At 70.2% G+C, this 26795-nt stretch carries 19 protein-coding genes and 1 pseudogene; 15 read left to right on the forward strand and 5 right to left on the reverse strand.

What is annotated here, in order from left to right; genetic code table 11:
* The first annotated feature begins 242 nt into the window (after window positions 1-242).
* From IE275_RS15875 to IE275_RS15890, 4 genes are all read left to right on the forward strand, one after another.
* A complete protein-coding gene (locus IE275_RS15875; RefSeq protein WP_189711936.1) occupies window positions 243-1478 on the forward strand; it encodes an AAA family ATPase in 1236 nt (411 codons plus the stop codon).
* Window positions 1475-2143 carry a hypothetical protein gene (locus IE275_RS15880; protein WP_229870259.1) on the forward strand — a complete coding sequence of 223 codons (669 nt, stop codon included), beginning with the start codon at window positions 1475-1477 and terminating at the stop codon, window positions 2141-2143. Before IE275_RS15875 ends, IE275_RS15880 begins: the two co-directional genes overlap by 4 nt.
* A 237-nt stretch (window positions 2144-2380) precedes the next feature.
* Window positions 2381-9283 (forward strand): DEAD/DEAH box helicase, encoded by a 6903-nt coding sequence (locus IE275_RS15885; protein ID WP_189711937.1) that lies wholly within the window; start codon window positions 2381-2383, stop codon window positions 9281-9283.
* Window positions 9280-11547 (forward strand): UvrD-helicase domain-containing protein, encoded by a 2268-nt coding sequence (locus IE275_RS15890; protein WP_189711938.1) that lies wholly within the window; start codon window positions 9280-9282, stop codon window positions 11545-11547. The genes IE275_RS15885 and IE275_RS15890 overlap by 4 nt, the downstream gene beginning before the upstream one ends.
* 33 nt (window positions 11548-11580) lie before the next feature.
* Here IE275_RS15890 and IE275_RS15895 read toward each other — a convergent pair whose 3' ends face one another.
* Window positions 11581-12531 carry a serine/threonine-protein kinase gene (locus tag IE275_RS15895; protein WP_229870260.1) on the reverse strand — a complete coding sequence of 317 codons (951 nt, stop codon included), beginning with the start codon at window positions 12529-12531 and terminating at the stop codon, window positions 11581-11583.
* Window positions 12532-12797: 266 nt separating this feature from the next.
* On the opposite strand from IE275_RS15895, the gene IE275_RS15900 reads away from it, so the two are divergent.
* Both IE275_RS15900 and IE275_RS46815 read left to right on the forward strand, forming a co-directional pair.
* Window positions 12798-13031 carry a hypothetical protein gene (locus tag IE275_RS15900; RefSeq protein ID WP_189711939.1) on the forward strand — a complete coding sequence of 78 codons (234 nt, stop codon included), beginning with the start codon at window positions 12798-12800 and terminating at the stop codon, window positions 13029-13031.
* A gap of 473 nt (window positions 13032-13504) precedes the next feature.
* On the forward strand, window positions 13505-13633 hold the full coding sequence (locus IE275_RS46815) for a hypothetical protein (RefSeq protein WP_268255267.1): 129 nt from the start codon (window positions 13505-13507) through the stop codon (window positions 13631-13633).
* Between the two features lie 70 nt (window positions 13634-13703).
* Here IE275_RS46815 and IE275_RS15905 read toward each other — a convergent pair whose 3' ends face one another.
* A complete protein-coding gene (locus tag IE275_RS15905) occupies window positions 13704-15068 on the reverse strand; it encodes a replication-relaxation family protein (RefSeq protein WP_189711940.1) in 1365 nt (454 codons plus the stop codon).
* A gap of 703 nt (window positions 15069-15771) precedes the next feature.
* On the opposite strand from IE275_RS15905, the gene IE275_RS15910 reads away from it, so the two are divergent.
* The gene (locus IE275_RS15910; protein ID WP_189711941.1) at window positions 15772-15924 is read left to right on the forward strand and encodes a hypothetical protein; all 153 of its coding nucleotides are present in this window, start codon (window positions 15772-15774) and stop codon (window positions 15922-15924) included.
* 1103 nt (window positions 15925-17027) lie between these two features.
* On the opposite strand, the pseudogene IE275_RS15915 reads toward IE275_RS15910, so the two are convergent.
* A pseudogene (locus tag IE275_RS15915) lies at window positions 17028-17668 on the reverse strand (DNA/RNA helicase domain-containing protein); the annotation flags it as partial.
* A gap of 30 nt (window positions 17669-17698) precedes the next feature.
* On the reverse strand, window positions 17699-18940 hold the full coding sequence (locus IE275_RS15920) for an IS256 family transposase (protein ID WP_189711942.1): 1242 nt from the start codon (window positions 18938-18940) through the stop codon (window positions 17699-17701).
* Between the two features lie 529 nt (window positions 18941-19469).
* On the opposite strand from IE275_RS15920, the gene cutA reads away from it, so the two are divergent.
* A complete protein-coding gene (gene cutA / locus IE275_RS15925) occupies window positions 19470-19796 on the forward strand; it encodes a divalent-cation tolerance protein CutA (protein ID WP_189711943.1) in 327 nt (108 codons plus the stop codon).
* Between the two features lie 51 nt (window positions 19797-19847).
* On the opposite strand, the gene IE275_RS15930 is transcribed toward cutA, so the two are convergent.
* Window positions 19848-21095: a helix-turn-helix domain-containing protein gene (locus IE275_RS15930; RefSeq protein WP_189711944.1), complete on the reverse strand. Its 1248-nt coding sequence runs from the start codon at window positions 21093-21095 to the stop codon at window positions 19848-19850.
* A gap of 255 nt (window positions 21096-21350) precedes the next feature.
* Here IE275_RS15930 and IE275_RS15935 point away from each other — a divergent pair, with 255 nt between their 5' ends.
* The 7 genes from IE275_RS15935 to IE275_RS15965 all read left to right on the forward strand — a co-directional run bounded on the left by IE275_RS15935 (window position 21351) and on the right by IE275_RS15965 (window position 26793).
* Window positions 21351-21743, forward strand: a complete 393-nt coding sequence (locus IE275_RS15935; RefSeq protein WP_229870280.1) for an ATP-binding protein — start codon at window positions 21351-21353, stop codon at window positions 21741-21743.
* Window positions 21701-22309 carry a hypothetical protein gene (locus IE275_RS15940; protein ID WP_189711946.1) on the forward strand — a complete coding sequence of 203 codons (609 nt, stop codon included), beginning with the start codon at window positions 21701-21703 and terminating at the stop codon, window positions 22307-22309. Before IE275_RS15935 ends, IE275_RS15940 begins: the two co-directional genes overlap by 43 nt.
* Window positions 22310-22439: 130 nt before the next feature.
* The gene (locus IE275_RS15945) at window positions 22440-22694 is read left to right on the forward strand and encodes a hypothetical protein (protein WP_189711947.1); all 255 of its coding nucleotides are present in this window, start codon (window positions 22440-22442) and stop codon (window positions 22692-22694) included.
* Window positions 22695-22790: 96 nt separating this feature from the next.
* Window positions 22791-23273 carry a DUF6082 family protein gene (locus tag IE275_RS15950; RefSeq protein WP_189711948.1) on the forward strand — a complete coding sequence of 161 codons (483 nt, stop codon included), beginning with the start codon at window positions 22791-22793 and terminating at the stop codon, window positions 23271-23273.
* Window positions 23274-23306: 33 nt separating this feature from the next.
* Complete coding sequence (locus tag IE275_RS15955) at window positions 23307-24002, forward strand: HAD family hydrolase (RefSeq protein WP_229870261.1); 696 nt, start codon at window positions 23307-23309, stop codon at window positions 24000-24002.
* On the forward strand, window positions 23999-25846 hold the full coding sequence (locus tag IE275_RS15960; RefSeq protein WP_189711950.1) for a CDP-glycerol glycerophosphotransferase family protein: 1848 nt from the start codon (window positions 23999-24001) through the stop codon (window positions 25844-25846). Before IE275_RS15955 ends, IE275_RS15960 begins: the two co-directional genes overlap by 4 nt.
* Window positions 25843-26793: a thymidylate synthase gene (locus IE275_RS15965; protein ID WP_189711951.1), complete on the forward strand. Its 951-nt coding sequence runs from the start codon at window positions 25843-25845 to the stop codon at window positions 26791-26793. Before IE275_RS15960 ends, IE275_RS15965 begins: the two co-directional genes overlap by 4 nt.
* The last annotated feature ends 2 nt before the right edge of the window (window positions 26794-26795 follow it).

Below are 26795 nucleotides of genomic sequence, written 5' to 3' on the forward strand. Positions count from 1 at the left end.
CGCGCACGGCCCACCGAACCGATGACGCGCAGGAAGCCGCGAACCACGGGCGCGCTGTCGGTGATCCGTCCTAATCTGCTCACCGTGCCGGGTCGCCTCGTCCCGGACCGCGCCCTCGCCACCGTTCGTGCCGCGTCCGGACAGGGCGGAGAGCACGGAAGGGACGGAGAACGCAGCGGCGCGGGCAACGCGTTCGGCCCACTCCCCCGCACCTCGATCACCGACCCGATAGGTTTCGTCCCATGCCTGGCCGTCTCCTCGAACTGCACGTCGAGAACTTCCGCAGCCTGCGCGACGTGACCGTGCCGCTCGGTCCGCTCACCGTGTTAGTGGGCCCGAACGGGGCGGGCAAGTCCAACGTGCTGGAGGTGTTCGACTTACTCGCCGACATCATCCGCACCGACCTCCAGCCGGCGCTCGACACGCGCGGCGGGTTCGACGAGGTGGCCTTCTGGGGCGGGAACAAGCCGCCGACTTCCATGCGCATCCACCTCAAGGCGACCTGGACCACCAACTCCACCCTCAACGCACCGGACGAGTACGGCCTCACCATCCGACGGCGCTCCCTACCGGCGAACCGGGACGGCAAGCGGCTCACGTACGCCCTTTCCCGCGAGGAGAGTTTCGCGTTCAAACGCAGGCAGGGACGCGGCCGGCGCATCAAGATCACGGGTGAGGAGGCGCGCATCCTCGACGTGCGGGCGGGTGAGAGCAAAGACAGCGGCAGCTTCGGCATCCGCAGGCTGAGCAGCGGGCTGTCCACACTGCCCCGGCTCGGTCCCTCCGACGGCGGCGACGAGGTGACGCGAGTGGCCGACCGTCTGTCGTCGTTCCGGGTCTTCGACGTCGACGTGGCGGCGGCCCGGCAGCCGACCCGCCTGCGTGGAACGGACTTCGCGACCCTCTCGCCGCACGCCGAGAACCTGGCCGGATTCCTGATCCACCTCAGTGGGCGCGAGGAGACCTGGAACGACCTGGTCGCCGACGCCCGCACGGTCCTGCCGCACCTGGAGAACATCGAGTTCGAGGAGGTCGGCGGGTCGACCGACCAGCTGACCGTCGTACTGCGCGAGCGCGGTCTGCGCCGCCTGACCCCGCTCGCCTACGCCTCCTACGGAACGGTCCGCCTCCTGGGGCTGCTCGCCCTGCTGTACGACCCCAACCCACCGGCGTTCACCTGCATCGAGGAGATCGACCACGGGCTGCACCCACAGGCCCTGGAACTCGTCGTGCAGCGGCTGCGCGAGGCCGCCGAGCGGACCCAGTTCATCGTGGCCACGCACTCGCCCGCGCTCGTCAACCGGCTGCGCCCGGAGGAGTTCGTCGTGTGCGACCGCGACGAGGACGGGGCGTCGATCATCCCCGCCCTCACCGTCGACGAGGTGAAGGAGATCGTCGAGGAGTCCGGTGAACAGCCGCTCGGCGAGCTGTGGTTCTCCGGGGTGCTGGGCGGCGACCTCACCGGGGGCGAGCTGTGACCCCGAGGGGACGGCAGGGCGGCGGGCGGGCGTCCCGGGACCAGCAGGGCGTGATCGTGCTGGCCGGCGAGGACCAGAACGACTGCGAGATCATGGCCGCGCTAATACGCGCGCACCGGCCCGACCTGAGCGCTACGGCCAAACTGGTCCGCATCAACGACCCGGTGCGGCTGCGCAGGAAGTCCGGTGCGGACCTCGCCGCCGCGGTGAAGGCGCTGGCCGGCAAGGCGCGGGCCAAGGCGCGCCAGCAGCGCTCCGAGTTGCTCGGGTTCGTCGTCCACGAGGACCTGGACGGGTACGCCGACGCCCGGTACGACCGTATCCGCAAGACGCTGACCGACGAGTTCGCCCGCCAGTGCCAGGAGTTCCGGACGGCCCTCGCGCTCGCCGCCTGGGAGAGCGAGGGCTGGCTGCTGCTCTTCCCCGAAGCCTTCCCTCACGTCCGTCCGCGCTGGAAGGTCCCCGACCGGCTCCTCGACAAAGACACCGGCCGGGTCAAGGACGCCAAGGAGGAGCTCAAACGGGGGCTCGGTCTGCCGGTCTTCCGGGAGAGCGACGGCCCCGCGGTAGCCCGCGAGGCGCTGAAACACCAACTGATCCCCTCCCCGCGCGGCAGCAACCGCTCGTACGCGGACTTCGTCGGGGATCTCACGGACTGGACCTGACCGCCGGGCCACGCGTGCCGGAGGGCAGGGCACGGCCGGGCCTCGGCCGCCCAGGTGCGGCCGTATGCCGCGTTCACGCCTTTGACCCCTTTTGGCGAAGGTCTGAGATTCGACCAGGTGGGTACCGTTGTCCGAGGTGGGCGATATTTTTGACGCTGATCGTCACGACACCTTCGCCGACAGCCACGGCGCCGGGTGCCCGGCGGTTCCGGCAACCGTCCCGTCCGAAAGGTCCTCGTGAAGCCCACCCTGGCCGCCGCGCAGCTCCGCGGCAGTCTGACGCAGTACCTCACGACGACGTACGCGCTGGCCGACGAGGACACACGGCTCGCGCTGGAGCGGTTCCTCGGGGACCCGGAGACGGGCATCTTCCGGGGGCCCTACCTGCGGATCAGGACGCCGTTCCACCCCGCCGACGACGAGTGGCGGTCGGCGCTCGAGTGGCAACCCTCGTTCACGCCGTGGCGGCACCAGGCGAAGGCGTGGGAGCGGCTGAGCACGTACCGGGGGGCGGCCGAGCCCACGCTCGTGACGACCGGCACCGGGTCCGGCAAGACCGAGTCGTTCCTGATCCCCGTGCTCGACCACTGCCGACGGCAGAAGGCGCTGGGCAGGCGCGGGGTGAAGGCCGTGCTGCTGTACCCGATGAACGCGCTCGCCACCGACCAGGCCGGCCGTATCGGCGACTACCTGGCACAGCCGGAACTGGCCCAGGTGACGGCCGGTCTCTACATCGGGGACAAGCCGGACACGGACTTCCGGCGGGTGATGACCCGGCGCGAGGAGATGCGCCAGTCGCCGCCGGACGTGCTGATCACCAACTACAAGATGCTGGACCTGCTGCTGCAGCGAGCCGAGGACCGGCCGCTGTGGGAGGGGGCCGACCCGGCGTACGTGGTGCTGGACGAGTTCCACACCTACGACGGCGCGCAGGGCACCGACGTGGCGATGCTGCTGCGGCGGCTGGCTGCGGCCGTGGGCGCCTCGAAGCCGGAGCGGCCGCTCGGGTCGATCTGCCCGGTGGCGACCTCGGCGACCCTCGGCGAGGGCGGGGGCGACACCGGCGGCATCCTCACCGTCGCCGAGCAGGTGTTCGGTGTGCCGTTCGGTCCGGACGCGGTGATCGGTGAGGAGCGGCTGAGCGCCGACGACTTCGTCGGCGACATCGACTACGAGCTGCCCGAGCCTCCCAGCCCCAAGGAGGTCATCGATGTGTCGGGCGGACCGGGCGTCGAGTCCGATCCGAACCGCCTCGACCTGGACGGGCTCGCCGAGCGGCTGCTGGGGCGGCGTGGCCTGGACGCCTTCCAGATCGGGCGGCTGCTGAAGAAACACGACTTCACCCATGGTGTGCTTGCGCTGCTGAACGGCGAGCCGCTCGACGAGTGGGGGCTGCGGGACCGCATGGCCCGCTTCGGGTACGCGTGGGCGCGCACCGCGCGGGAGAACCCGCGGCTCGCGTTGGAGGCGCTGTCGCGGTTCGTGGCGCTGCTGTCGTCCGCGCGGGATCCGGGATCCGACGAGCGCCGGCCGCGTCCGCTGCTGCACATCGAGGCGCACCTGTGGGTCCGGCCGGTGGGGCGGGTGCTCGGCGGGGTGGGTGCCCGGCCGGAGTTCCGGTGGTACGAGGACGAGCGGACGGTCGCGCGGCGTTCCGCGCTCACCGCGGCGTCCGCGTCCGAGGACTCGTCCGACGGCGACGACTGGCCGACGGCGGACTCGCGGCGGCCGCAGGCGCTGCCGGGTTCGGACACCGTGCAGCGGCCTGCCCAGGCCCATCTGCCCGCGATCTACTGCCGGGTGTGCGGCCGTTCCGGCTGGGCGGCCCTGTCCCCGGAGGCCGATCCGCAGAAGCTCGAGACGAGCCCGCAGCGGATCTGGTCGGCGGCCGTCGGGCGGGACAAGCGGCGGCTGCGGTACTTCATCTCGGCGACGCCGGGCGAGGCGCGGGACGCCCTCGCGGCGCTCACCGGCGCCGCGCCGAAGCAGGCCGGCGGTGTCGACCCGCAGTCCGTGGTGGTGCTGGACGGGGCTCAGGGCACCTACCGTCTGCCGGTCGCCGAGCACGGGGAGGGACTGCAGGACGCGTGGTTCGCGCGGGTGATCCTGGACAAGAAGACCGCCGACCAGGCCGCCAAGGACGACACCTGCCCGGCGTGCGACACCGACAACGGCATCAGGTTCCTCGGCACCGCGCTCGCCGCGCTGGCCTCCGCCACGGTCACCCAGTTGTTCACCGGCGGCCAGGAGATCGCGCTGGCGCCGGAGGAGCGCAAGACGCTGCTGTTCAACGACTCCACGCAGGACGCGGCGCACCGCGCCGGATACGTCGCCAACGCCTCGTACAAGTTCTCGCTGCGCTCGCTGCTGGCGCACCAACTGGACGACGCCGGTACGCCGCTCCCGCTCAACGACCTCATCGGCGACGTCCTGGACTCCGTGGACGACCCGCAGACGCTGGCCGCGGTCGTCCCGCCGGACCTGCACGACGAACCGGGCGTGGACCGGCTCCTGTCGGGACGTGGCACCGGGGACGCGCGGACCTGGAAGCTCATCGGTGAGCGGCTCGCCTTCGCGACCGTCATGGAGTTCGGACTGCGGTCGCGGCTCGGGCGCACCCTGGAGCTGACCCGGACCACGGCCGCGGAGGTGGTGATCGCCGAACCGGACCGGATCGTCGGGCTCGCCCGCGACCTGCACCTCGCGCTGCCGGGGCAGCTGGGGCTGGACGGCGGCCTGCCCACGCCCGAGCGGTACCTGGCGTACGTGCGGGGGCTGCTGGAGCGGGTACGGCTGCGCGGCGGTGTGCGGCACCGGTGGCTGGACACCTGGATCAAGGAAGCAGGCGTCAACCAGTACCTCATCTCCGGGCAGCGGCCGGAGGGCATGCCGGCCTTCCCGGAGGGGTACGTGGCGCCGCCGAGGTTCCTGCTCGCCGGCCCCAAGGAGAAGACGAAGTTCGACACGATCGCCGGTCGCGGCAACTGGTACCAGGACTGGACGCGGCGCTGCCTCGGCCTGGACGCGGCGCAGGCGACCGAGTACCTGCGCAGGCTGCTGCCGGTCCTCGCGGACGAGGGCGTGCTGTCGGCGCGCACCGCCAAGGACCGCACGACCCGCGTCTACGGGCTGCAGCCTGGCCACATCCATGTACGGCTGCTGGCGGACGACCTGGTCAACAAGGCGTTCGTGTCCTGCGAGGAGTGCGGCTGGCAGCAGGTGGTGCCGCCCGAGCGGCGCACTCGCTGGTACGGGCACCCCTGCCCGCGCTGGCGCTGCACCGGTCTCCTCGCCCCACCCCAGTACGGCATGTCGTCGACCGGGGCGGGCAGCGGCGGCTTCGGCGGGAAGCTGGAGCGCGACTACCGGGCCGACTACTACCGCCGCCTGTACCTGACCGGTGGCACCTATCGGGTCGTCACGGCCGAGCACACCGGCATGCTGACCCGGCCCGAGCGGGAGCGCGTGGAACGGACGTTCCGGCAGGGCACCCACTACACCGACCCCAACGTGCTCTCCTGCACGCCCACCCTGGAACTGGGCATCGACATCGGCGACCTGTCGGCGGTGCTGCTCGGCTCGCTGCCGGGCGGCCCGGCGAACTACGTGCAGCGCGCCGGACGCGCCGGGCGCCGTACCGGCAACGCCCTGGTGGTCGCCTTCGGCGGGCGCCGGGCCCGTGACCGGTACTACCTGGACGACCCGACAGAGATGATCGCCGGTGACATCGTGCCGCCGGGCTGCTACCTGTCGGCCGTCGAGATCCTGCGCCGCCAGTACACGGCGCACCTGCTGGACCGGGCGGCGCGCGGCGAGCTGACCACGGCGGACGGCGAGCCGCTCATGCCGGTGCCGCGCCTGTCGTCGGCGCTGTTCGGCACGACCGGCTGGTGCCAGGACCTGTCGGAGGCGGCGCTCACCCACGGGGCGCGGCTGGTGGAGGAGTTCCTGGCGCTGTTCCCACAGGCGCCCGGCGGTCCGGACGACGACCGGGGAGTGTCCGCGCACGCGGCGGACGAACTGCGTGCCTACGCCACCGGCGGCATCGCGCGCGCATTGCAGGAGGCGGAGGAGGAGTGGACGGTGCGCCGCGAGGAGCTGCGCCGCCGCATCGCCGCCATCGACACCGCCATGGACGGGCTGCTCGCCGCGGACCGTGAGCAGGGCGCCGAGCGGCGCGAGCTGCTCGCGGAGCGGCGCGCCACGGGCGAGCTGTTGCGCGAGCTGAGCCAGACCAGCGCCCACGGCACCCTCGTCGAACTGGGTCTCTTGCCCAACTACAGCCTCACCGACACGACGACGTCGCTGGAGGCCACGCTCTACTGGAAGGAGGCCGCCGGGGACGACGAGGGCACGGAGGCCCCGGAGAGCGCCGACGAGCGCCGGGAGTGGGTGTACCGCAGCGAGATGCGCGACTACGAGCGCTCCCGCAAGCTGGCCCTGACCGAACTCGCGCCCGGCAACAGTTTCTACGTCAACGGCTACCGGCACGTCGTGCGCGCCCTCGACATCGGCAGCCCGGAGCGGCGCGCCTGGGCGGTGTGGCGCATGTGCCCGGCCTGCGGGTACGCGCGCACGCACGGTGATCCGAAGAACGACACCTCGCCGTGCCCTCGGTGCGGTTCCCGGGAGATCGCCGACGCGGGATGTGTGCACCACGTGCTGGAACCCCGGCGGGTGATGTCCCGGGACAAGCGGGACGACGCCCGGGTGCGGGACGACCGTGACGAGCGGGACCGGAGGCGGTACGCGGTCCTCACCACGGTCGACATCGACCCCGCGCATCTGACGGCCGGATCGTGGCGGCACGACACCGCGGTCTTCGGCGCCGACTTCACGCGCAAGGCCGTCGTCCGCACCCTGAACCTGGGGGTCGACCGGCAGGACGGCAGCAGCACGGTTCCGCTGGCCGGTGACGACGTGCGTCTGAACCCCTTCTACGTGTGCACGAGTTGTGGTGGGGCGACGGCCGACGGGCGACCGGTCGTCGACCAGTCGCAGCACGCACTCACCGCCTCACTCGCCCGCTCCACCCGTGCGAGTGCCCACCACCAGCTGTGGTGCCCGCGCCGACGGCTGCGCGGCAGCGGCGAGGAGCAGGGCGCCGGGACCGACGTACCGCTGCTGCTGGCGCACGAGCTGACCACGGAGGCCGTCCGCATCCTGCTACCGGCGTCCGTCGCCCGCGCCAAGGAGCGGCTCGCCTCATTCACCGCAGCGCTGTTCGCAGGCATAGCGGCCCGCTACGGCGGCGACCCCGACCACATCGACATCACCGCCGCGTCCATGCCGGACGGCGAGGACCGCGACTGGCCGCGCCGGTTCCTCGTGGTGTACGACCGGCTGCCAGGCGGCACCGGGTACCTGCACCGCCTGGCGACCTCCGACGGCTTCCGCGAGGTCCTGCTGAAGGCCCGTGAGGTGATCGAGGGCTGCGGCTGCCTGGAGAAGGGGCTCGACGGCTGTCACCGCTGCCTGCTGCGCCGCGTGCCGCCGGCCGACTACGACAAGGTCAGCCGCAACGAGGTCCGGCAGATGCTGGACGAACTGCTCGGTGCGGACGGCGAGCGCTGGCGCACCTCGCCCGTCGCCACCACCCAGCACATCCCCATGCACCGGCAGGCCGAGAGCGACCTCGAAGTCCTGTTCATCGACACGCTGCGGGAGTGGGCCGCACTCCCGGAGAGCCGGGCGAGCGGTGACGCCTACATAACGCCGGCCGGCACCCACGCGCTGGACCTGCGGCTGACCGCGGCCGACGGCACCACGCTGAGCTGGCGGGTGTCCCAGCAGCGCGTCCTCGACGGCACCCGCCCCGACGTCCTGTTCGAACGGGTCGACGCGCCCGGCCCGCGCGTGGCGCTCTACCTGGACGGCTACGAGTTCCACGCCGGCCGGTCGCACAACCGGGTCGGCGACGACGCCGACAAGCGCACACGGCTGCGCGCGGAAGGGCTCAGGGTCTTCCAGCTCGCCTATGGCGACGTGAAGGAGTGGCAGCGCCGTGTCCGGGACACCGGCTACGCGGGCGCCGGCCCGGCCGACCCGGTGTGGGAGCCGTACGGCGAGCAGGCCCGCGGCAAGGCCCGCGACTACTACGCCAAGGTGCGGGGCGGGCTGCCCGGTGAACTCGCTGAGACGGTGTGGGTCAACCCGGCCGTGCAGCTCGTGGAGTATCTGCGCCGACCGGACGCCGAGCGCTGGCAGTGGCGGGCGGAGGCGGCCCTGGCGGGCTTCATGGGCGACGGGGCGCGGCCCGTCGCGCTGCCACCGGACGTGCTCGGCGAGCAGATCACGGCGGCGCTGCACGGTGGAGCGCCCACGGGGCCACGCGGCCCGGTGCAGCTGTTCACGGTCACCGACCGCTCGGGACTGCCCCTGGTCCTCGCCGCGGACAGCCGGGTGAAACCTCCCGCGTGGACCGGTGTCTCCCTCCTCGACGACACACCGGGTGTGCATGCCCAGGAGGAGGCGCACAAGCGCCGCTGGCGGGCCTGGCTGTACTGGTCCAACCTGCTCCAGTTCCTGGACGGCGGCGGCGGTGACGCCGTCCAGCTCACGACCTCTCGCCTCGACGGGTTCCCTGTCGAGACCCTGGCGGTCACGGGCGGCAGCGGCGTCCTGGACAGTGTCCGCGCCACGCCCGCCGTTGTCGCGACTGCCGACGCCAGGCCCGTGCCGGCCGAGGCCGTCGCGTCCTCTCCGCAGGCTCCGGCTGCGGCGGAGACGCCTGCCGCGGGCGCCCGGGACGCGAAATGGGACCGGGTCGTCGAATACCTCGACCCGGACGAGCCCGGCCTGCTCGCACTCGCCGAGGCCCTCGCCGCCCGTGGTGTCCCCGTTCCCGAGGACGGCTACGAGCTCGACGAGCACGGCTGGCTGGCCGAGTTGGCCTGGCCCGCCGCACGCGTCGGTGTCGTCCTGGCCCCGCGCCCGCCGGAGGGCGAGGACGAGGATCCGGAAGCCGTCGACCGCGACGGTGCGTTCGCCGCGGCCGGATGGGAGGTGCGGCCCGCCGCCGACTGGACCGCCCACGACATCGCGGACCGCCTCGACAACGCACCACCGTCGGACGGCCGGGGACATCGTGACCCGCTTGGCGGCATCACCACAGAGAACGGGGAGAACGGACAACCGTGACCGGCAAGAACGTGACACTGCGCCTGCTCGACAAGGCGGACCGGGAGATCCTCAAGCTCCCCCGGCCGGTCAAGGGCGCGATCTACGACTTCCAGCACAAGTTCAAGACCAACCCCGACTCCGCGGGACTGCGTCTCAAGCAGTTGCAGGGCCACGACAAGCTGCACTCGGCACGCGTCAACGACGAGTACCGGGCGCTGCTGCTGCGCCTGGCCGACGACGACTGGCTGATCGTCTCGGTCAAGCACCGCAAGGACGTGTATGCCCATCTGGACCGACTCACGTACTCGGTCAACCGCATCACCGGCGGCATCGAGTACGTGGACCTGCAGGTCGTGCAGGAGGAGGTGCTCAGTCCCGCGGCCCCTCGGCCCGCCGAGCCCACCGGGCCTGTCGAGCCCGCCCGTCCCACCGAGCCGGCCGCTCCGCGGCCGCTGTTCGCTAAGTGGTCGGAAGAGCAGCTCACCGATCTGGGTGTGGCCCCTTCCCTCGTCCCGGTCGTCGCCGCGCTGACCACCGAGGACCAGCTCCTCGGCCTCGTCGAGTACGCGCCGCAGCTCACCGGCGAGGTGCTGCTGGCGCTGTACGACGGCAAGGAGTACGACGACGTCCTGGAGCAGGTCACCGCTCCCGTCGCGGCACCGGAACCCGTGGACCCCGAGGACTTCCGGGCCGCCGCCGAACGTCCCGCCACCATCGTCACCACGACCGACGACGCGCTGCGAGAGGCTCTGGAAGGCGAGGACTTCGGGCGCTGGAAGGTGTTCCTGCACCCCACGCAGGCCAAGCTCGTCTCACGGGACTACAGCGGTCCGGCCCGTGTGGGCGGCGGACCCGGCACCGGCAAGACGATCGTGGCGCTGCACCGGGTCAAGCACCTGGTCGAGCGGCTCCCGGCAGGCCGGAACAAACCGGTCCTGCTGACCACGTACAACAAGAACCTCGCGGCAGACCTGCGTTCACGGCTGCTCGCCTTGGGCGGCGAGGCGCTGCTGTCGCGGGTCGAGATCAGCCACGTCGACCAGCTCGCGCTGCGCACGGTCCGGGAGGCGGAGCCCGGCAACCGCAAGCGGATCGTCGACGAGGCGCAGGCGGTCCGCGAATGGCGCTCGCTCCTGGACGAGCTCGGCGAGGACGGCTGGGACGCGGAGTTCCTGCACGACGAATGGACCCAGGTGATCCTCGGTCAGGCCGTCACCTCCCGCACCGACTACTTCCGGGCGCGCCGCGCCGGACGCGGACGCACCGTCAGCCGGTCCGAGCGCGCCGAGATCTGGCAGCTCGCCGAACGGTTCGCCCAGCGCCTGGACCGGCTCGAGGTCCAGACCTGGGACCAGATCGCGGAGCGAGCGGCCCAACTGGAGACGGAACGCGCCCGGCGCATCCAGGCCATCGACCGGCAGCGCGAGGAGGCCGGCGGCCTCGACAACGTCCACGTGGCCGATGGTTCAGGCGGCTGGCTGCGCTACAGGTACCGGCACATCGTGGTGGACGAGGCCCAGGACCTGCGGCCCGCGCACTGGAAGATGCTGCGTTCCATGACCGCTGCGGACCGCAACGACCTCTTCCTGGTCGGTGACACCCACCAGCGCATCTACAAGAACCAGGTGACGCTCGGCAGCCTCGGCATCAACATCCGCGGCCGGTCCTCGAAGCTGTCGCTGAGCTACCGCACCACCCGGCAGATCCTGCGCTCCGCGCTGAACGTGCTCGGCGACGAGATGTACGACGACCTCGACGGCGGCGGCGAGACGCTGGCCGGGTACCGATCTGTACTCAGCGGCGCCGTACCCGACCTGCACGAATTGGGTGACTGGGCCGACGAGCGGGAAGCGATCGCAGCACTGATCGAATCCTGGGGCCAGGTGCCGCACGAGCAGATCGCCATCGCCGTCCCGACCAACGACATGGCGAGCGAAACCGCGTACACGCTGGCCCAGCACGGCATCCGGGCGCTTGAGATCGGCCCGGACGGGCCCCACGGCGACAGCGGCGTCCACATCGGCACGATGTTCCGGTTCAAGGGGCTCGAGTACCAGCGCATGATCATCGCCGGGGTGACCGACGGGCTGGTGCCACGCGCAAGCGTCCGGCAACGGCGTACCACCGATCCGGCGCGGTACCGGACGGAGATGCAGCGCGCCCGGTCCCTGCTCTTCGTGGCTGCCACGCGCGCCCGGGACAGCCTGGACGTCTTCTGGCACGGGGAGCCGAGCCCGTTCCTCCAAGAGCTGATCAGGGTGCGGCCGCCGGCCGCGGCATGACCGATCCCGGGGTCGTGCCGCAGTTCGCTTCGGCTAGCTCGGCACGACCGGTCCTTGGGGCACGATGAAAGGCCGCCGGGGATCCTCCGGCGGCATCCTGCGGGTCGCGAGCGCCGGATCGGGGGCCGGCAGGTACGGAGCCAGAGCCGCATAGACCTCTGTCGCGTCGTCAGGACGGTCCTCGGGACGCTTGGCAAGCAGTCCGTGCAGCAGGTCCTGGAGCGCGGCCGGGGCGTCGACACCGCAGTCGGCCAACCGGGGCGGGGCAGCGGTGAGGTGTTGAGTCACCAGCTCGGCGGGGCCCTCGCTCAAGAAGGGAGGCCGGCCGGTGAGCATGTGGTGCAGTAGACACCCCACCGCGTATAGGTCGCTGCGACCGTCCAAGGGTTTTTCGCCGGTCAAGAGCTCGGGTGAGGCGTAGGAGACGTTGCCGAGTGTTTCCCCTGTCATGGTGAGCCGCGGGTCGGCGTCCGAGAGGACCTTCACGAGGCCGAAATCGAGGATCTTCACCAGACCGCTGCCACGGACCATGACGTTCTGAGGCTTGAGGTCTCGGTGCACGAGGCCGACCGCATGCGCGGCGGACAGTCCCGAGCACAGTTGCGCGGCGGCGGCAACCGCGGCGGGCACGAGCAGGCGTCCGTCGTCCGCACCGTCGATGACGTTGTCGAGGGTCGTCCCGTCGACGAGCTGCATCACCAGACAGCAGACGTCCTCGGTGACGGCCGCGTCGTACACGGTGGTGATGTTGACGTGGTCCAGGCCAGCGGCGGCCTTGGCCTCCCTCTCGAAGCGCGCCAGGGCGGTGGGGCGCCAGTCCGGCAGGGCCAGAAGATCGGTGGCAACGGTCTTGACCGCGACAGGACGCTCCAGATACACGTCCGTCCCCTGCCAGACGTGCCCCATGGCACCCCTGCCCAGAATCCGGTCCAGCCGGTATCTGCCGCGCAGGACCTTGCCCGCAGCGAACTGTTCCACGTTCACTTCCTCCGATGAGCCCCAGCGGTGACGTCGGTGCACGAACCGCCCGGCCGGAGGCTCACCACCGGCAGCCCGTGCGGAAGAAGTCAACCAGGCTCACGTATGCCGAGGAGAAGCGAGGAACGCGGAAAGGCCGCGCTGGGTCCTACGAACGTGGCGCCAGGTGGCCCGTGCCGACGTGGCTCCCCCGATGCGCATCTCGCACTCGCCTCGTCCCAGGTGGAACGGATGGTGATGGCACGCGGGATGAGGGGTTGTTCTCATGCCCTGTGGGACTGCTGCGTCGGGTCCGCCGCGCCCAGGGGGCGGCCCAGGTCCTTGCGGCCGTAGCCTACGAGGGCAGCGCGGTGGATACGAGGTCAGCAGCAGATGCCGTCGAACGGCTCACCGCCACCGAGCAGGAGACCGCCCGCCTCGCCGCGATACACCAAGCCGAGTTCGACGCCATGGCGGAGCGACTCCTCGCCCTCCAGGCGGAACTATCCGACTACATAGACCGGTAGGCGAGGCGAGCCTCCGCATCCGCCGCGCCCAGCCCCGGGCGCTCGGGCCGGTCTCCGCCCTGCCCGCCGTCCCGGCTCCCCGCACGAGCCGTCCGTCCCGGACTCCGGCCGCGCCAAGGACAGCTGTGCGGCACCAGCGCTCACCCCTGGGGTCCACGCGAGCCTCCGCTTGATGCTGCCCCTCCTCTACTTCGGCTGGGTGGTCGTGATCGGGGCGAACGAACTGGGTTGCTGCGCCGATGGATCCCGCGCCGACGCACCGCCAGACCGATGCCCCGGGGCGTGTTCTTGTCCCTCGCCGCCGCGGGCATGGTCGCGGACGGGGCATCCGATGTCTTCGTCACCGGCTGTTTCAGCGCGGTCCTCACCGGAACCGGCCACCGCCTCAACCCACCGCAGGATGCACAGAACTAGGGCCCCGTCCCAACCACCTGACCCATCGCCGTCCCAAGTCCCAACAAAGGAGCCGTCGCATGACCGAGAACACGCCCGGCAGACGGCAGACGGACGCCTCGCCTCGGAGCCAGCCGCCCCAATACCAGCGCTCGTCGTCGGTACTGTCCAGCCTCCGAGCCGCCACCGACAACGTTGAACTCGCCTAGGGCACCTGGACAAGCCCTGCGTCGCCGGCTGGGGCTTTTCCGGATCAGGTGCGGAAGTGCGAGAGCCAGCCTATTGCTCGGGCACGGCCTCATCCTGGACGTGCTCCTGCCAGTCGCGTTCAGCCTGCTCGGCCTGGCGCGCGGAGTAGACCGCCCGGCGCTTGCAGCCATCACACAGGCGCGGGTGGCTGTCTCTGAGGGTGCCCCAGTCCGCAGGCTCGATGGCTCTCCACCGTTCGTTGGTGAACTTCGTGCTGCATCTGGCGCAAACGGGGCGCCGGGCCTCCTGCTCAGCATTCTGCTGCTGCGCAGTGCGGCGCAGCTGGTCTTCGTACTCCCGCTCACGGGCCTCCTGCTCGGTCCTTGCGTGGGCGTCGGACGCTTCGCGGCGGGGGTTGCCGATCGCTTCCGGGAGCGGCTGCATGTCGCCGCGGCCGAAGCGCCAGAATATGGCCCCGGTCGGGCCGTGCTCGCGCAGCATGTTCATGCCGGTGGCCACGATCGGGAGCTTCCCGTCGTATGTGTGGAAGGCTTCGTACGCCTTCCCCTCCCAGTGTCGCCGGGTCAGCTCAGCTAGCTGCGGGATGACGGTGTTCGGGTTACGGGGACCGAGGCGGTTGAAGACCAGCAGCAGTGGCGGATGCGGTAGGTCGCCGCGTCGGCCATCGGGCGCCCACCACCGGGTGCGCCACATCGGTCGCTCGGTGCCGTCGGTCTCCTTCACCATCCGCCGGCAGAACCGCACGTACTTGTCGATCTTCCCGGCGAGGTCCTGTGCGGACTCGTAGCAGTTGTCGATCTCCACAAACAGCAGCGGTACGCCGTCCTCGGGGGAAGCGAGCACGATGTCCGCCTGGGCGCCGCCCTTGCCCGGGTTGGTCCACGTCCCTGTTGCGGGCAGCGCCACCTCGGTCGCATACGACGCGAGGGTGCCCAGCCCGTCCGACGCAGCGACAGTCCGTTGCGCGGCCGCGACCGCTTCCGGCGGCTCACCATCAAGCAGGGCCAGGTCCGGCTTCGGACGCAGCAATGCAAAGACGGCGTCGTTGACCGCCATCGGGTGCGAAGCTCCGCTGCGGCCCGCGCCGCGGGCTGCGGAGCCCATCTCCCCCTCCGGGCGGTCCAGCTCCTGGGCAGCGATCTTCAGGCCCATGGGGGTGAGGTTGCGCAGAATCTCCCCGCCCCGGGTCCGGCCGCCATTTTCCACCAGGCCGTGCTTACGCAGATCGGCCAGCGCCCCCAGGTGCGAGGCGGTGCGGGCCGTCTTCCGCTCCGACGGCGTCTTCTTGTCGGTGTGCCGAAAGGTCAAGTGTGGTGCCGCGATCCGCTGGATCTGGTCGACAGTCGCGACCTTCAGCACGCCCAGCACGCGCAGCACATCGCCGCGATGGTTGTTCGACGACCCCGCCGGGTTCGTCTTCCGCTTCCCTGCCATCAGCCCCGCCCCTCCATCCGTCGCGACCGGCCACCGGCCGGGCGCCGGCTCCCGGCCGCCAAGGGCCCGCCCGGCCCCGAACCCGATGGTCTCCTCCACCACTGACATCCCACCCCCACCTATGTCCCTGGGGTTCGTCAGTGAGTGGAGGAGAGAAGAGGGTTGTGACAGCGTGCCGGGTTGCTGAATCTGCGGTGTGAACAGGGGGTTTTCTGTGTTGCTGGCTTCCGGGCACCGAAGTGGGTGCCCGAGTGGGGACCCAAGTGGCTTCGATGGGAGCGCACTTCGACTTGTCCAGTGTTGGTCGGTCTCATGTTGGGGCGGGCCCCAGTGTGCCCAGCTGATGGGCGGCAGGCCGTCATCGTCGTGTCTCCTTTCACCGGACTACCCCGGGCCGGAGCGGTGATCGAGGGAGCAGCGTGCACGGCACCCCTTGATCGCGGCTGACGGCGGCCGAGGGCGAGGGTGGGCAAGGAGAACTACGGGCGTGCGAGGCCAGGCGGTGTATCCGGTCAAGGTTCATGGTCGGTCCGACCACACCCCTGGTCCGCGTGGTCGGGGCTCTGCTGCTGGCCTGGGCCGTACGCACGACGCTGGTCAAGACGGCGCCGCACCGTACGGAGGGCGCAGAGGCCGGTGATGAGGGACGTGGACACGGGCGGTGGAGACCGGAAGGCATTGGCGGTGCTGGGCGCAGAACCAGGTGGCCACCACCCTGCAGATGCCTTCTGCTGGCGCCAGAGGTACGGACGAAGCCGACCCGGCAGCGCTGGTCAAGCTGCGCGCCGAGGGCCTGGTTGAGCAAATCACGCTGGCGCGAGCCAGCCGGATGCGGGTGCGGTTTCCCACCCAATAGAGGGGCCAGGCTGCCTGCGAGTAGCTGGAGTTGCGCGGTCGGTGGGCACTGAAGGAGGTGTCCAATCCGACCGCGGTGCTGCTGCGGGTCATGCACACGATGACGGTCATCGAGACCGCGCTCGCCTTCGTCCAGGAAGCGCGCCGACGCGGCGAATTGTGTCGGCCACTGGACTGGATCCCTGAGATCCATCACCCCTCGGGGCGGCGACGCCGTCATCTCCGAGGACCGTTTGCCTTACCGGCTCGGCCGCGATGGCGGCGACGGGACAATGCTGCGCGCGTTCATAGAGATTGATCGGACTACGATAAGCCTGGAGCGCCTGGCCGCAAAGATCACCGCTTATGCCCACCTCCACGCCTTCACGTTCCAGCCGGTCGGGCGGCGCCAGCTGGCCGACCGGGAGCCTCTGCGGGAGGAATGGCAGCGTCACTGCCCCCTCTTCCCGCGGGTCTTGTTCGTCCTGAACGGCACAGACTCGGCCTAAATCGAGAACCTCGTCCAAGCCTGCAGCCGCAACCAACTCGGCACTCGCTAACGCGCCTTCCGCGAGGTCCCCATCCTGGCCACGCCGCTGGCCGAACCTGCTCCGCGACGACCCTGGCGTGCCCATCTGGCGCCCATCCACTGCCCCGACCAAAACCGGAAAGCCTGCTGGATGCACCAGCCAGTTCACATGCGGCCCTGCGCAATGTCCCCGACCATGGACCCGACCACTGCAGGTCACAGCACTGCGCAGACCGACCCGGCCGGTTGCGCAGTCACCGGCTGAGCGTGGCTGACCGGACAAGCCACGCCCCTAAAAGCTCTGCGCAACAGTCGTGTGCAGCCGCCCCGGGGCCGACCGTAGACCCGTCCACAGCAGGTCGCAGCGTTTGCGCACACCATCCGGTCGCAAGGCGCAGCAAGCCGACCGCTGCGCACCGGCCGACGTCCACCAGACAGCCCCAGCTGCGCAGACCGCACACCACCCCTTGCAGCTGCGCACGCTGGGCACGCCTGTAGGTCGGCCTCGATCCGGCTAGCGTGCGAGTGCTGGCCTTCCCTGGGTGAGGAAGCTCGTCGAGACGCAATCGGGACGCGCGATCTGCGAACCCGCTCACTCATGTCGAGGCGGGTTGCCGTTCCACCCCGCGGTCAACCAGCTCCCGAAGCTTCTCCCGTGTCTCCGGGTCAGTCGAGTACACGATCGTGCCGACCATGCCTCGGGTCAGCAGCACCTTGTAGGTGTTGCGGATCAGGCGGTCCACGTGGGTGTCCGGGGTGGACTTCTTTAGTACCGGTCTTTGGAGGCGGTGCGGTTGGTGGTCCAGCGGTCGCCTCGCCAGAGCAGGTCGGGGCCGATGATGACACCGGACCAGTCGTACTCGAAGCCCTGGGCGGTGTACACGCAGCCGACCTGACCGAAGCCGGCCGGATCGGTGGCCCACAACGCGGCCGGGGGCGCGCCCGAGACTGAGCGGTCTCCGCGCAGGTTCCACGGGCGGGCCCAATCGCCGATGACGACGTCGGGCGGAAGGGGGTCGCCTGGCTTGGGTTCCGGGGACCAGCGCCAGCAGTAGCCAGCGGACATGCGGGCGCCGTAGCCCTGCGCACGGCGCGCCTCAAGGAACGCTTCCATCTCCTGTGGACTCTCGGCGACCAGCAACTGCATACGGTCGTCGGGAGCCCAGACCACCGGCCCGCCGGTTTCCAGACCGAGGAGGCGGACCACCCAACGCAGATAGGCGTCGCTGCCTCCACAGGGTCGTGTCCCTTGTCGTGGTGTAGCCGATCATCCGGCGGTCGTGTTGGTGGTGTTGGGCAGCGTGGGGGCGCTTTCGGGGCGCTCGGCGGGGTAGAGCTTGTCCATGCTGCCTTCGGGCAGGTAGCGGCGGGGGAAGGCGATCCATTCGTCGTGCAGTTCGAAGAGCACGGCGGTGACCAGCCGCAGGAGTGCGTCGTCGTTGGGGAAGACCTGGACGACGTCGGTGCGGCGCTTGACCTCGCGGTTGATCCGCTCCAGCGGGTTCGTGGACTGGATCTTCTTCCAATGTCGCTCGGGGAAGGCGGCGAAGGCGGTCAGGTCGTCCTTCGCCTCCAGCAGCATGTCTTTGACCTTGGGGAACTGTGTGCCGAGCATGTCGGCGACGGTGTCGAGCTGGGTGCGGACCGCATCCGCGGTGGGCTGGGCGAAGATCGTGCGGATCGTGGCGGCGGCCATCTCGGCCGCTTCCTTGTTGATCACGCTGAACACGTTGCGCAGGAAGTGAACCCTGCAGCGCTGGTAGGCGGCCCCGAGCATGACCTTGCGGATGGCCTTGACCAGCCCCAGGTGGTGGTCGCCGATGACGAGCCGGACCCCGGTCAGACCGCGTTCGCGCAGGTGACGCAGGAACTCGGTCCAGAACAACTCGGTCTCGCTGTCGCCGACCATCACGCCCAGCACCTCCCGGCCGCCGTCCTCGGTGATCCCGGTGGCGATCACCACGGCGCGGGACACGATCTGGTGCTCGACCCGCGCCTTGCAGTAGGTCGCGTCCAGATAGACGTACGGGAAGCGGACGTGGTCCAGGGGCCGGGCACGGAACGCGGTCAGCTGACCGTCCAGCTCCTGGCAGATCCGCGAAACCTCGCTCTTGGAGATCCCGGTGTCCGCGCCGAGGGCCTTGACCAGGTCGTCGACCGACCGCGTGGACACGCCGTGGACGTAGGCCTCCATGATGACCGCATACAGGGCCTGGTCGATGCGGCGGCGCCGCTCCAGCAGGGCGGGGAAGAAGCTCCCCGACCGCAGCTTGGGGATCGCGAGGTCCAGGTCGCCGGCCTGGGTGCTGAGCGTCTTGTCGCGGTGGCCGTTGCGAAGCGCGGTGCGTGTGTCGGTGTGCTCGTTCCACTCCGCGCCGATCCGGACCGTGGCCTCGGCCTCGATCAGCTCCTGGAGCATCCGCTCGGCCACATGGCGGACGAGTTCGAGCCCGTCCGCCGAACGTAGTGACTCAAGCAGCCGGAGTAAGTCATGCTGAGACAGGGCCATCCTGCACCTCCCGCGTTGAACTGCCCGTTCACAACGGAGAGTTGCACGATGGCCCACCTTGCGGGCAGGGAGCGAAAACCCATCGCCATACGCCCCCGGCGCACTCCCTCACCTTGATCGGCTACACCACATCAAGGGACGCCATCCTCCACAGCGGAACTGACTGTCCAGTGGGACGTCGCTTGTTGTCGGCTGCCGCCGCACGAGCCACACTCGGCGAACGGGGCTTCGGGATCAGCTCAGAGCCTTACCCACTTCGTAGATCGTCGGGGGCATAGCTGAGCAGGGCGTCGATCAGTTCTCCCAGTTCCCCGGGCGCCTTCACGGGCCGGCGCCGTCCGTTGGCCACCGCTTCTCTCGGCACCTTCACAGTCATGCCGAATTGGAGCGCCTTTCACACGATCACGAGGCGCGGCAGAGGTGATCAGTGCGGAAGGTAGTTCGCCCAGCCCTCCCGGCAACTACCACCCGCCAGCCAGCGTCGGACATCTGGATAGGGTCGCGGTACCCGAGCTGGAGAGGTAGCCGCATGGACCCCGAGATCGTGATCGCGCAGACGACCAGTGACGACGAGGAGCAGGCGAAGTCCCTCGCCAGAGGCGCTGTTGAGAGCAAGCTGGCGGCGGGCGTTCACATCGATGCGCCCATCACCGCCTTCTACTGGTGGCAGGGGAAGGTCGAAGCGGCTCAGGAGTGGCGGATCTCTTACATGACGTCGTCGGATCGCCTCCCCGCGCTGGAGGCATGGCTGCACGAGAGGCACCCGTACGACGTCCCCCAGTGGGTTACGCTGCCCGTGACCGGAGGCTCGGAGGCGTACCTGTCCTGGGTCGTCGACGAGACGCGCCCGCAGTAGGGGCTCCCATATCAGCGCCTCGCTCTCGCCGAGCCTGTGCGCTTGGACGCTTCACACCGTCGCGAACGTCAGCAGGTGACTGGCCAGGTCATGCTCAGCGTCGGGGAGCCCGGCAGCGATGGCCTGCGCTCGCTGGCGGCCCATGGTGTTGGGCTTCGACTTCGCCGCTGCTGCGAACTGGTGCGCGACGTAGGCCCCGCGGTCTACGTCGCCGCCGCGCAGAAGTGAGGACGCCAGGTCCCCCAGAACGACCACACCAGACTCGGGTAGTTCACCGCCGAGGCGCTCGACTGCGGAGTCGGCCGTGGCCGTCAGCTCCTGACGCTTGAGTTCGCCGTAGACCGAGAGGGATAAGGAGTCCATCCGGTACGGCGTCACGAAGCGGACCCACGCCTGCTCGCTCGTATGGTCGGCGAAGTCATAGGCGAACCTGGCCTGGTCCAGCGCGCGAAGGGCGGCAGCGTCATCGCCTGACTGAGCGGCCTCCTCCGCGTACCGGCCCAGGGCCCACGCTGCGGCGGTTGCATTGCCACGTCCGCGTACGTCCTGAGCTGCCTGCGAGAGCATCTCCAGCGCCTTCGCAGGGCTGGGGGCACCGTAGCTCGCGTAGCCCAGAGCCAGGGCGCGCAGAGGGGGGTGCCCAGCCTTCTTCGCGCACTCCGAGGTCACTCCGTAATAGGAGGTGGCCTTGTCGTGCTCGCCGAGGTCCCAGGCAACCCATCCGGCAAGAGCTGCGGTCTCTCCCGCCGCGATGGTCAGCGCTCGCTCGTGGGTTCCGGCGCGGGGAAGGGCTGCGGTGATCGCGTCCAAGTGTGCCTCGACCCGAGACTGCAGGCTGAGCGCGCTCTCGTTCAGCTCGTCCACGTACAACCCGGCCGCATGATCAATAAGCATCCCCGCTGACTCAGGGTCGATCTTGGAACCCTTGCTGAGTGCATAGGCCAACCGGCCCCACGGCTCGGCAGCCGCAGCCGCACCGATGACTGCGCCTCCCAGCAGCGTTCGGCGTTTCACGTCGTCCAGATCCTCCGCCTCGGCCTTGTTCTTCTCTCGCCGCCTGGCACGGGCGGCCTTCGCCTCGCGCAGCAGCGGCTCCAGCGGGACGCCGCAGGCCAAAGCGATGTTCCCCAGGGTGTGATCCGTCGGAACGTTGGCACCGTTCTCGTACCGATTGACCTCTCGGCGGGTCATCGTTGCCCGGCCGGAAGCGGCGTTGATCGCACCGGCCTGCTCGTCCTGCGTCCGATTCGCGTTACGCCGCAGGTGACGGAGCAGCTCGGCAAATGGATCCACTGCCATGAGTCTGACCCCTATCCGTGAGAGAAAGCCAATACTCCCCTCAACTCCCCCCTGTTTTCCCCCCTTGACAAAGATTTCCCCCTCCAGTTTCCCCTGTTCCGGATCGCGCAGCCACGGTGCGATGTGCGCATGACCACGCACCGGACAGCAACGCCACCCCGACCTGGGGGCGATGACGGTGGCGCCCACGTCGTCGGCGCCGCGACCGCTCGGTGTCCGCTGGCCTCTCACGTCTTCGAGATGGCCATGGAGCCGATGGATGTGCACGTAGCTCAAGCACGACGAACCACGGCCACCGTGCTGAAGCAGTGGTCGTTGCCGGACGCGCCGGCAGAGGACGCCCGACTCGTCGTCTCGGAGTTGGTGTCCAACGCGATCATCCACGGCTCCGGGGATGTCCGACTGCGACTGCGACACGACGACCACGAGCTTCAAATCCGAGTCACCGACGACAGCACCGCACCGGCCAGGCGACGACGTGCAAGTGCCGCTGGCCTCGGTGGTCGAGGGCTGCACCTCGTCGCCTGCCTGTCGCTTCGGTGGGGCGTTGCGGACGGCGGCCGAACTACGTACGCGGTCATCCCCACTCTTACGGAGGCACCCCCATGTTGCCGCATGACGCAGTCAAGCACGGACCCGACGTGTTGAGCCTCGTTGCCTTCGACCGGGGTCGTGAGAAGCACACGGGCGGTGGGTCGCCGATCGCTGGCAATGACCACCCGAGATGGCCCCGCACCCCTCTCCGGGTGAAGCGCCAGTCCCGAGCTGGCCAACTCCGAGGCTTCCGTGAGCACTTCTTCCGACAGGTCGTCGACACGCAGGACGATCAGCCGCTGCGCGTGCTGGCGTACAGCTTGGTACCGAGTCCGAGGGCCCGACCTGACGAGGACTGGGGGACGCTACAGGCTGAGGCCGACCAGCTCGGATACGCGATCGCCACTCGGCTCCACGATGTGGCCGTCCCGGTGACCACGACGTACTTCCCGGCATCCAGTGCGAGCCAGGGGTTCTACACGCCGCCTTGGGATCGACCTGGTTGGCGGGAAGCCGAGCGGCAGCTCCGAGAGGGTTTGGCCGACGGCGTGATCGTCCTCGACCGGCACAACATCAGCTCCGATGACGACGAATACCACGCCGTGATCAAACATCTGGGCGAGCACTGCCGGGCGTTTCTCCACCTCGTGATCTCCGAGGAGCCCGTCGCGCCGACTTGAAGGCGTCCGCTGCGCTGGATGGACAGGAAGGGCTGGGGCTGGCGGCAGATCAGCGCCCAGGTCCTCCTGATCGCCACCGTGAGCGTCGCGCTCGCCTTCACCTTCAAATACACCTGACCGAGGGCTGACCATGACTTTCGAGGGACACACCGATCGTGCGCCGCGCCTCCTGCCGCACCGCGAACAGGGCGAAGCGCTCCTCGCCATCCAGGAGGCCGCCCCGACGGCGCCCAGCAAAGAGGGCATCGACCTCTTCGCCGTGCCCGCCGGTGAGGTTCAGGGGCGTGGCTTCGACCTCTCGCGCTTTCACCGGCTCTCGCGCCTGCCGGCCGCGCCGAACGGATCGGTCTCGCCTTCGACTGACGGCCCGCCGGACGCGGCCTGACTTTCCTCAAGCGAGCACGACGGCGAGCACCGCTGCCCCGGATGCCGTCGCCGGTTGCCCTGCACCGCCCCATCCATCCGTGAGCAAAGGTCGCAGATGAACCGTCCCGTTCTCGCTCTGGCCACCACCATCGCCCTCGCGTCTGCGGTGCACATCGCCCAGCGGCACCTGCAGCACCGCCAGTCCCTGGAGCTGGCGGTGCACCAGGACCCCGGCCGCATGCTCGAAGTCGCGACCACTCACCCGGACTTGGATCCGATCTGGGTGCGCAGCCATCCCGATCATGTCAAGGGCGACGAATCGGGTCCGCTACTGATGTGCCAGTGGTGGCTTGAGTTCTGGCGTACCGGCCTCAACCTTGGCACGTTCACCCCCGCCGTGCTGCGGCAGAACGCGAAGAACTTCATGCAGGACCCGACGGCCCTCAAGGCGTGGGCGCTGTCCAGCCACGGGCGTGCTCTGCAGTCCCGGGGGCGGCGTGACGGCATGCACGTGGCGTTGCTCAACGCGGCGTTCGAGGAGGCCGGCGGTCCGGCCCAGTACCCCGAGTTGGAACTTGCGCCGGCCTCGGCCCTTTGAGGCGCGACGGCCACCCCTGACTAGAGGATGATCATGACCGTTCCCGCTCACGAATCGCCATCGGCTCCGGCCGCGCCGAACGACCACAGGTCGCGCGCTCTTCTCCTCGACCTCGATGGCGTCCTGCTCGACACGCGTCCGGTGATGCGGAAGGCGTGGCAGAGGGTGCAAGAGGCACATGGCGTCGCGCTCCCCTTCCGCGACTACGAGCGCCATCTGGGGCGCGAGTTCGGCGACATCATGCAGCGACTGGGCGTAACCGACACCGAAGCGGTCCGCCGGACGTACGAGGCGGAGTCCGTGGCCACCGCGCACCTCGCGCAGGAGTTCGCCGGCATCGTCGAGACGCTCCACGCCTTCGTGGCCGCCGACTGGCGGCTGGGCGTCGTGACGTCCAAGCACGTCGACCGGGCGGCCCCGCTCCTCGCGCGCCTCGGGTGTCCCTTCGCGACCATCCGCACGCCTGCGGGAGCGGGCCGGACGAAGCCGGCCCCGGATCCCCTCCTCCTAGCGCTGGTCGACCTGGAAGTCGACCCCGCCGCCGCCGTCTACGTGGGGGACATGGCGGTCGACCAGGAGTCGGCCGCACGCGCCGGCGTCGCCTATGTGCACGCTGGATGGGGCTACGGGCAGCCGACGGCTCCCGCCCCCGAGACGGCCGCTTCGCCCAAGGAACTGCTGAGCCTCCTCCTCCCCGCCAGGCAACTCGTCGAGGGGAGCACAGGGTGAGTCCCCGCACGACTGGCGGCCTCGGCCTGGTCCGCTCCTCCAACGCCGGGAAGCCGACGTGGACTCTCGTCGGAACCGGCACCCTGGCGCACGCGCGAACCGACCACGTCCACACCACGGACCTGGAAGCGACGACCGTCGACAAGCAGTTGCTGCGCTCCGGCGTCGAAGACGTCATGGCCGCCCTCGACCACTACAGCGCCACACTGGCCTCCACCCCGGGCGGAGCCGGCTGGCTCCACGTCCAGCACGTCCCCATGCGACGCTTCGTCGCCGAGATCGTGCGCAAGCTCCTGGCCCTGAACGCCTGGGCACCGTTCGCCTCGGCCCCAGGGCCCCTGACCCTGGCCCCGTACGAAGGACTCGTGGGACTGCGTTCGAGCAGCTCGCGTGAGTACCTGGCCTACACCGTGACGTGGTCCGGCGTCGCGTACGTGCTCGGTGCTGCGGCACCGCACAACCCGACCCGCTCCGCCCAGCTCCGCAACCGCTCCCGGACGAGTACGGCGAACACGGAGCCGAGTCCGCTCCCCTCGGATCTCGGACGGCAGGACGTTCTGGCGCTGTCGTGGACCTCCCGCCACGCTGCCACGCTGACCCCGGTTCTCGCCGAACTGGCGCGCGGCGGGCAGAGGAGTCTCCTGCTCGATCTCGCCGCTGATGCCGCCGAGCGGTGCAGCGCGGGATCGGTCACGGGTATCGAGCTGCGCTCGGCTCCGAGCGACCTCTTCACCCTCTCCGGCACCGCCGAGGGCCTCCACTGTCCCGACGACGAGCACGTCGTCCAGGTGGGAGGCCACGGTGTCCAACTTGCCCGGCTCATACGGCTCTTGTCCGTGCTCTTGGAGACCAGCGGGGGCTGCACCCAGCCATCGTGGCGGACGGTGGTACGGGCGGAGAGCTGGCTCGATGACATGCTGTCGACCACCCGGCCGCACACCGTCCTGCTGAGCAACGACACCAGCCCCCTGGGCGTGCTGGCCGCGCACGCCGCCGAGCAGCACGGGGCGAACTCGGTGCACGTCCAGCACGGGGCGTGGACGGAGGAATCGGTCGCCTGGCCGGCCCTGCACAGCCGCGACATCGTCGTCATGGGCGAGCGGGACCTAGCTCTGGGCCGAGCGTGGGCGCGCCACCCCGAGGCCGAGGTGCACGTCTTCGGGCAGCCCCGCTTCGACGTCCTCGCCGGCCTGGGCCGCCAGGCGCAGCGGCGGTACCTGGAGAAGCTGCTGGCTCCGGGTGGACGGCGCGCGCCCGCCCGGATCGCGGTGTGGGCCTGCCAGCCCTTCAACCCCGATCACCTCAAGTCCCACGCGGGCCTCCTCCTTGACGGGCTCGCCAAGGCGGACGGCGACTGGGGGCTCGTCATCGCTCCACATCCGGCGCAGGGAGCCGACGCCTTCACCGCTCTGGTGAAGCGGGACGGCGGGCCGCCTGTCGCGGTGGCCGATCCCCGGGTCGGGGCACGAGGCTGCCTCGCCGGCGCTGACGCCCTGGGGAGCGCGTACTCGACGTGCGGGATCGAAGCCGCGCTGCTCGGCATCCCGGTACTCGAAATCGGCCCGCCGGGCGAACGCACGCTGGGCCTGGCCAGTCACGGACTGGCGACCCGGTGCGAGGCCACCGGTGACGTCGCCGAAGCGCTCTCCGGCGTGCGCGCGGGCCGTGCGCCGATCCCGCGGGCGGCCCTGGACGAGGTCTGCCGGTGGCGCGGCGACAGCGCCGCTCGGATCGCCCGGCTCATCACCGACCGTGCCACCTCCGGCCCGAGGGCCGACGACTCCACCCACCACCACCCGGGCGCCGCTGCGTCGCCCCAGGACGAAGGAGCATCCGTCCGATGACACACCTCACGGCCGACAGCATCGCCGAGCTGTTCTCCGGCGCCGTCACGCTGGCCAAATCCGGCGAGAAGATCAGCCCCCGGGGCATGGCCACCCACGAAGTCCGCGACATGCACCTGCTGCTCACCCAGCCGCGTGCCCGCCTGCTTTACGCCCCGCCCGCCCGCATCGTGAATCCGGCCTTCGCCGTCGCCGAGACGGTCTGGCACCTGTCCGGATCCGACGCCCCGTGGATCTTCGACTACAACAACCGGCTGCGGCAGTTCGCCGACGACGGCGTCCTGCTGGGGGCGTACGGCCCCAGGATGCGGAACTGGGCTGGCAAGGTCGACCAACTGGCCCGCGTCGTGGAGATCCTCCAGGCCGACCCCGACTCCCGGCGAGCCCTGATCCAGCTCTACGACCCGGCCCAGGACGCCGCCGGGCACAAGGACGTGCCCTGCACCCTCGGGTTCCGGTTCCACCTGCGCGCCGGCCGCCTGCACATGGCGACCATGATGCGCGGCCAGGACGTATGGATCGGCATGCCGTACGACGTGTTCTTCTACACCGTGCTGCACGAGCTGGTCGCCGGATGGCTCGACGCGGAACTCGGCGAGTTCCACCTGCACATCGGCTCGCTGCACATCTACGACGAGCACATCGAGCAGGCCGACGCGCTGACCTCGCTCTCGGCGAGCGAGATCATGCCCGACCTGCGAACGCCCTGGACGGGTTTCTCCGGCCTGCTCGACCAGGTCGAGGCCCGCGACGTGACCGGCCATCCCGGCTGGGACGCGATGGCCGAGACGCTGCGCAGCTACCGGCTGTGGAAGGACGGCAAGCACGAGCAGGCCCAGCGGGCGGCCGACACGATCGACGGACCCCTCGGCCAGGCCCTCACCACCTGGTACGGAGAACTGGAGCGGCGCTCGGCCAAGCGCGCCGCGACGGCCGGGGCAAGGTGACC

It is taken from the genome of Streptomyces phaeofaciens, from assembly GCF_014648915.1.
Lineage (GTDB): Bacteria > Actinomycetota > Actinomycetes > Streptomycetales > Streptomycetaceae > Streptomyces > Streptomyces phaeofaciens.

Excerpts from the sequence above, each read along its gene's own strand:
- IE275_RS15950 (WP_189711948.1), top strand. The coding sequence starts at position 22,791 with ATGAACCGTCCCGTTCTCGCTCTGGCCACCACCATCGCCCTCGCGTCT.
- IE275_RS15945 (WP_189711947.1), top strand. The coding sequence starts at position 22,440 with ATGACTTTCGAGGGACACACCGATCGTGCGCCGCGCCTCCTGCCGCAC.
- IE275_RS15930 (WP_189711944.1), bottom strand. The coding sequence starts at position 21,095 with ATGGCAGTGGATCCATTTGCCGAGCTGCTCCGTCACCTGCGGCGTAAC.
- IE275_RS15875 (WP_189711936.1), top strand. The coding sequence starts at position 243 with ATGCCTGGCCGTCTCCTCGAACTGCACGTCGAGAACTTCCGCAGCCTG.
- IE275_RS46815 (WP_268255267.1), top strand. The coding sequence starts at position 13,505 with ATGACCGAGAACACGCCCGGCAGACGGCAGACGGACGCCTCGCCTCGG.
- IE275_RS15965 (WP_189711951.1), top strand. The coding sequence starts at position 25,843 with ATGACACACCTCACGGCCGACAGCATCGCCGAGCTGTTCTCCGGCGCC.
- cutA (WP_189711943.1), top strand. The coding sequence starts at position 19,470 with ATGGACCCCGAGATCGTGATCGCGCAGACGACCAGTGACGACGAGGAG.
- IE275_RS15920 (WP_189711942.1), bottom strand. The coding sequence starts at position 18,940 with ATGGCCCTGTCTCAGCATGACTTACTCCGGCTGCTTGAGTCACTACGT.
- IE275_RS15935 (WP_229870280.1), top strand. The coding sequence starts at position 21,351 with ATGGATGTGCACGTAGCTCAAGCACGACGAACCACGGCCACCGTGCTG.
- IE275_RS15955 (WP_229870261.1), top strand. The coding sequence starts at position 23,307 with ATGACCGTTCCCGCTCACGAATCGCCATCGGCTCCGGCCGCGCCGAAC.
- IE275_RS15905 (WP_189711940.1), bottom strand. The coding sequence starts at position 15,068 with ATGGCAGGGAAGCGGAAGACGAACCCGGCGGGGTCGTCGAACAACCAT.
- IE275_RS15940 (WP_189711946.1), top strand. The coding sequence starts at position 21,701 with ATGTTGCCGCATGACGCAGTCAAGCACGGACCCGACGTGTTGAGCCTC.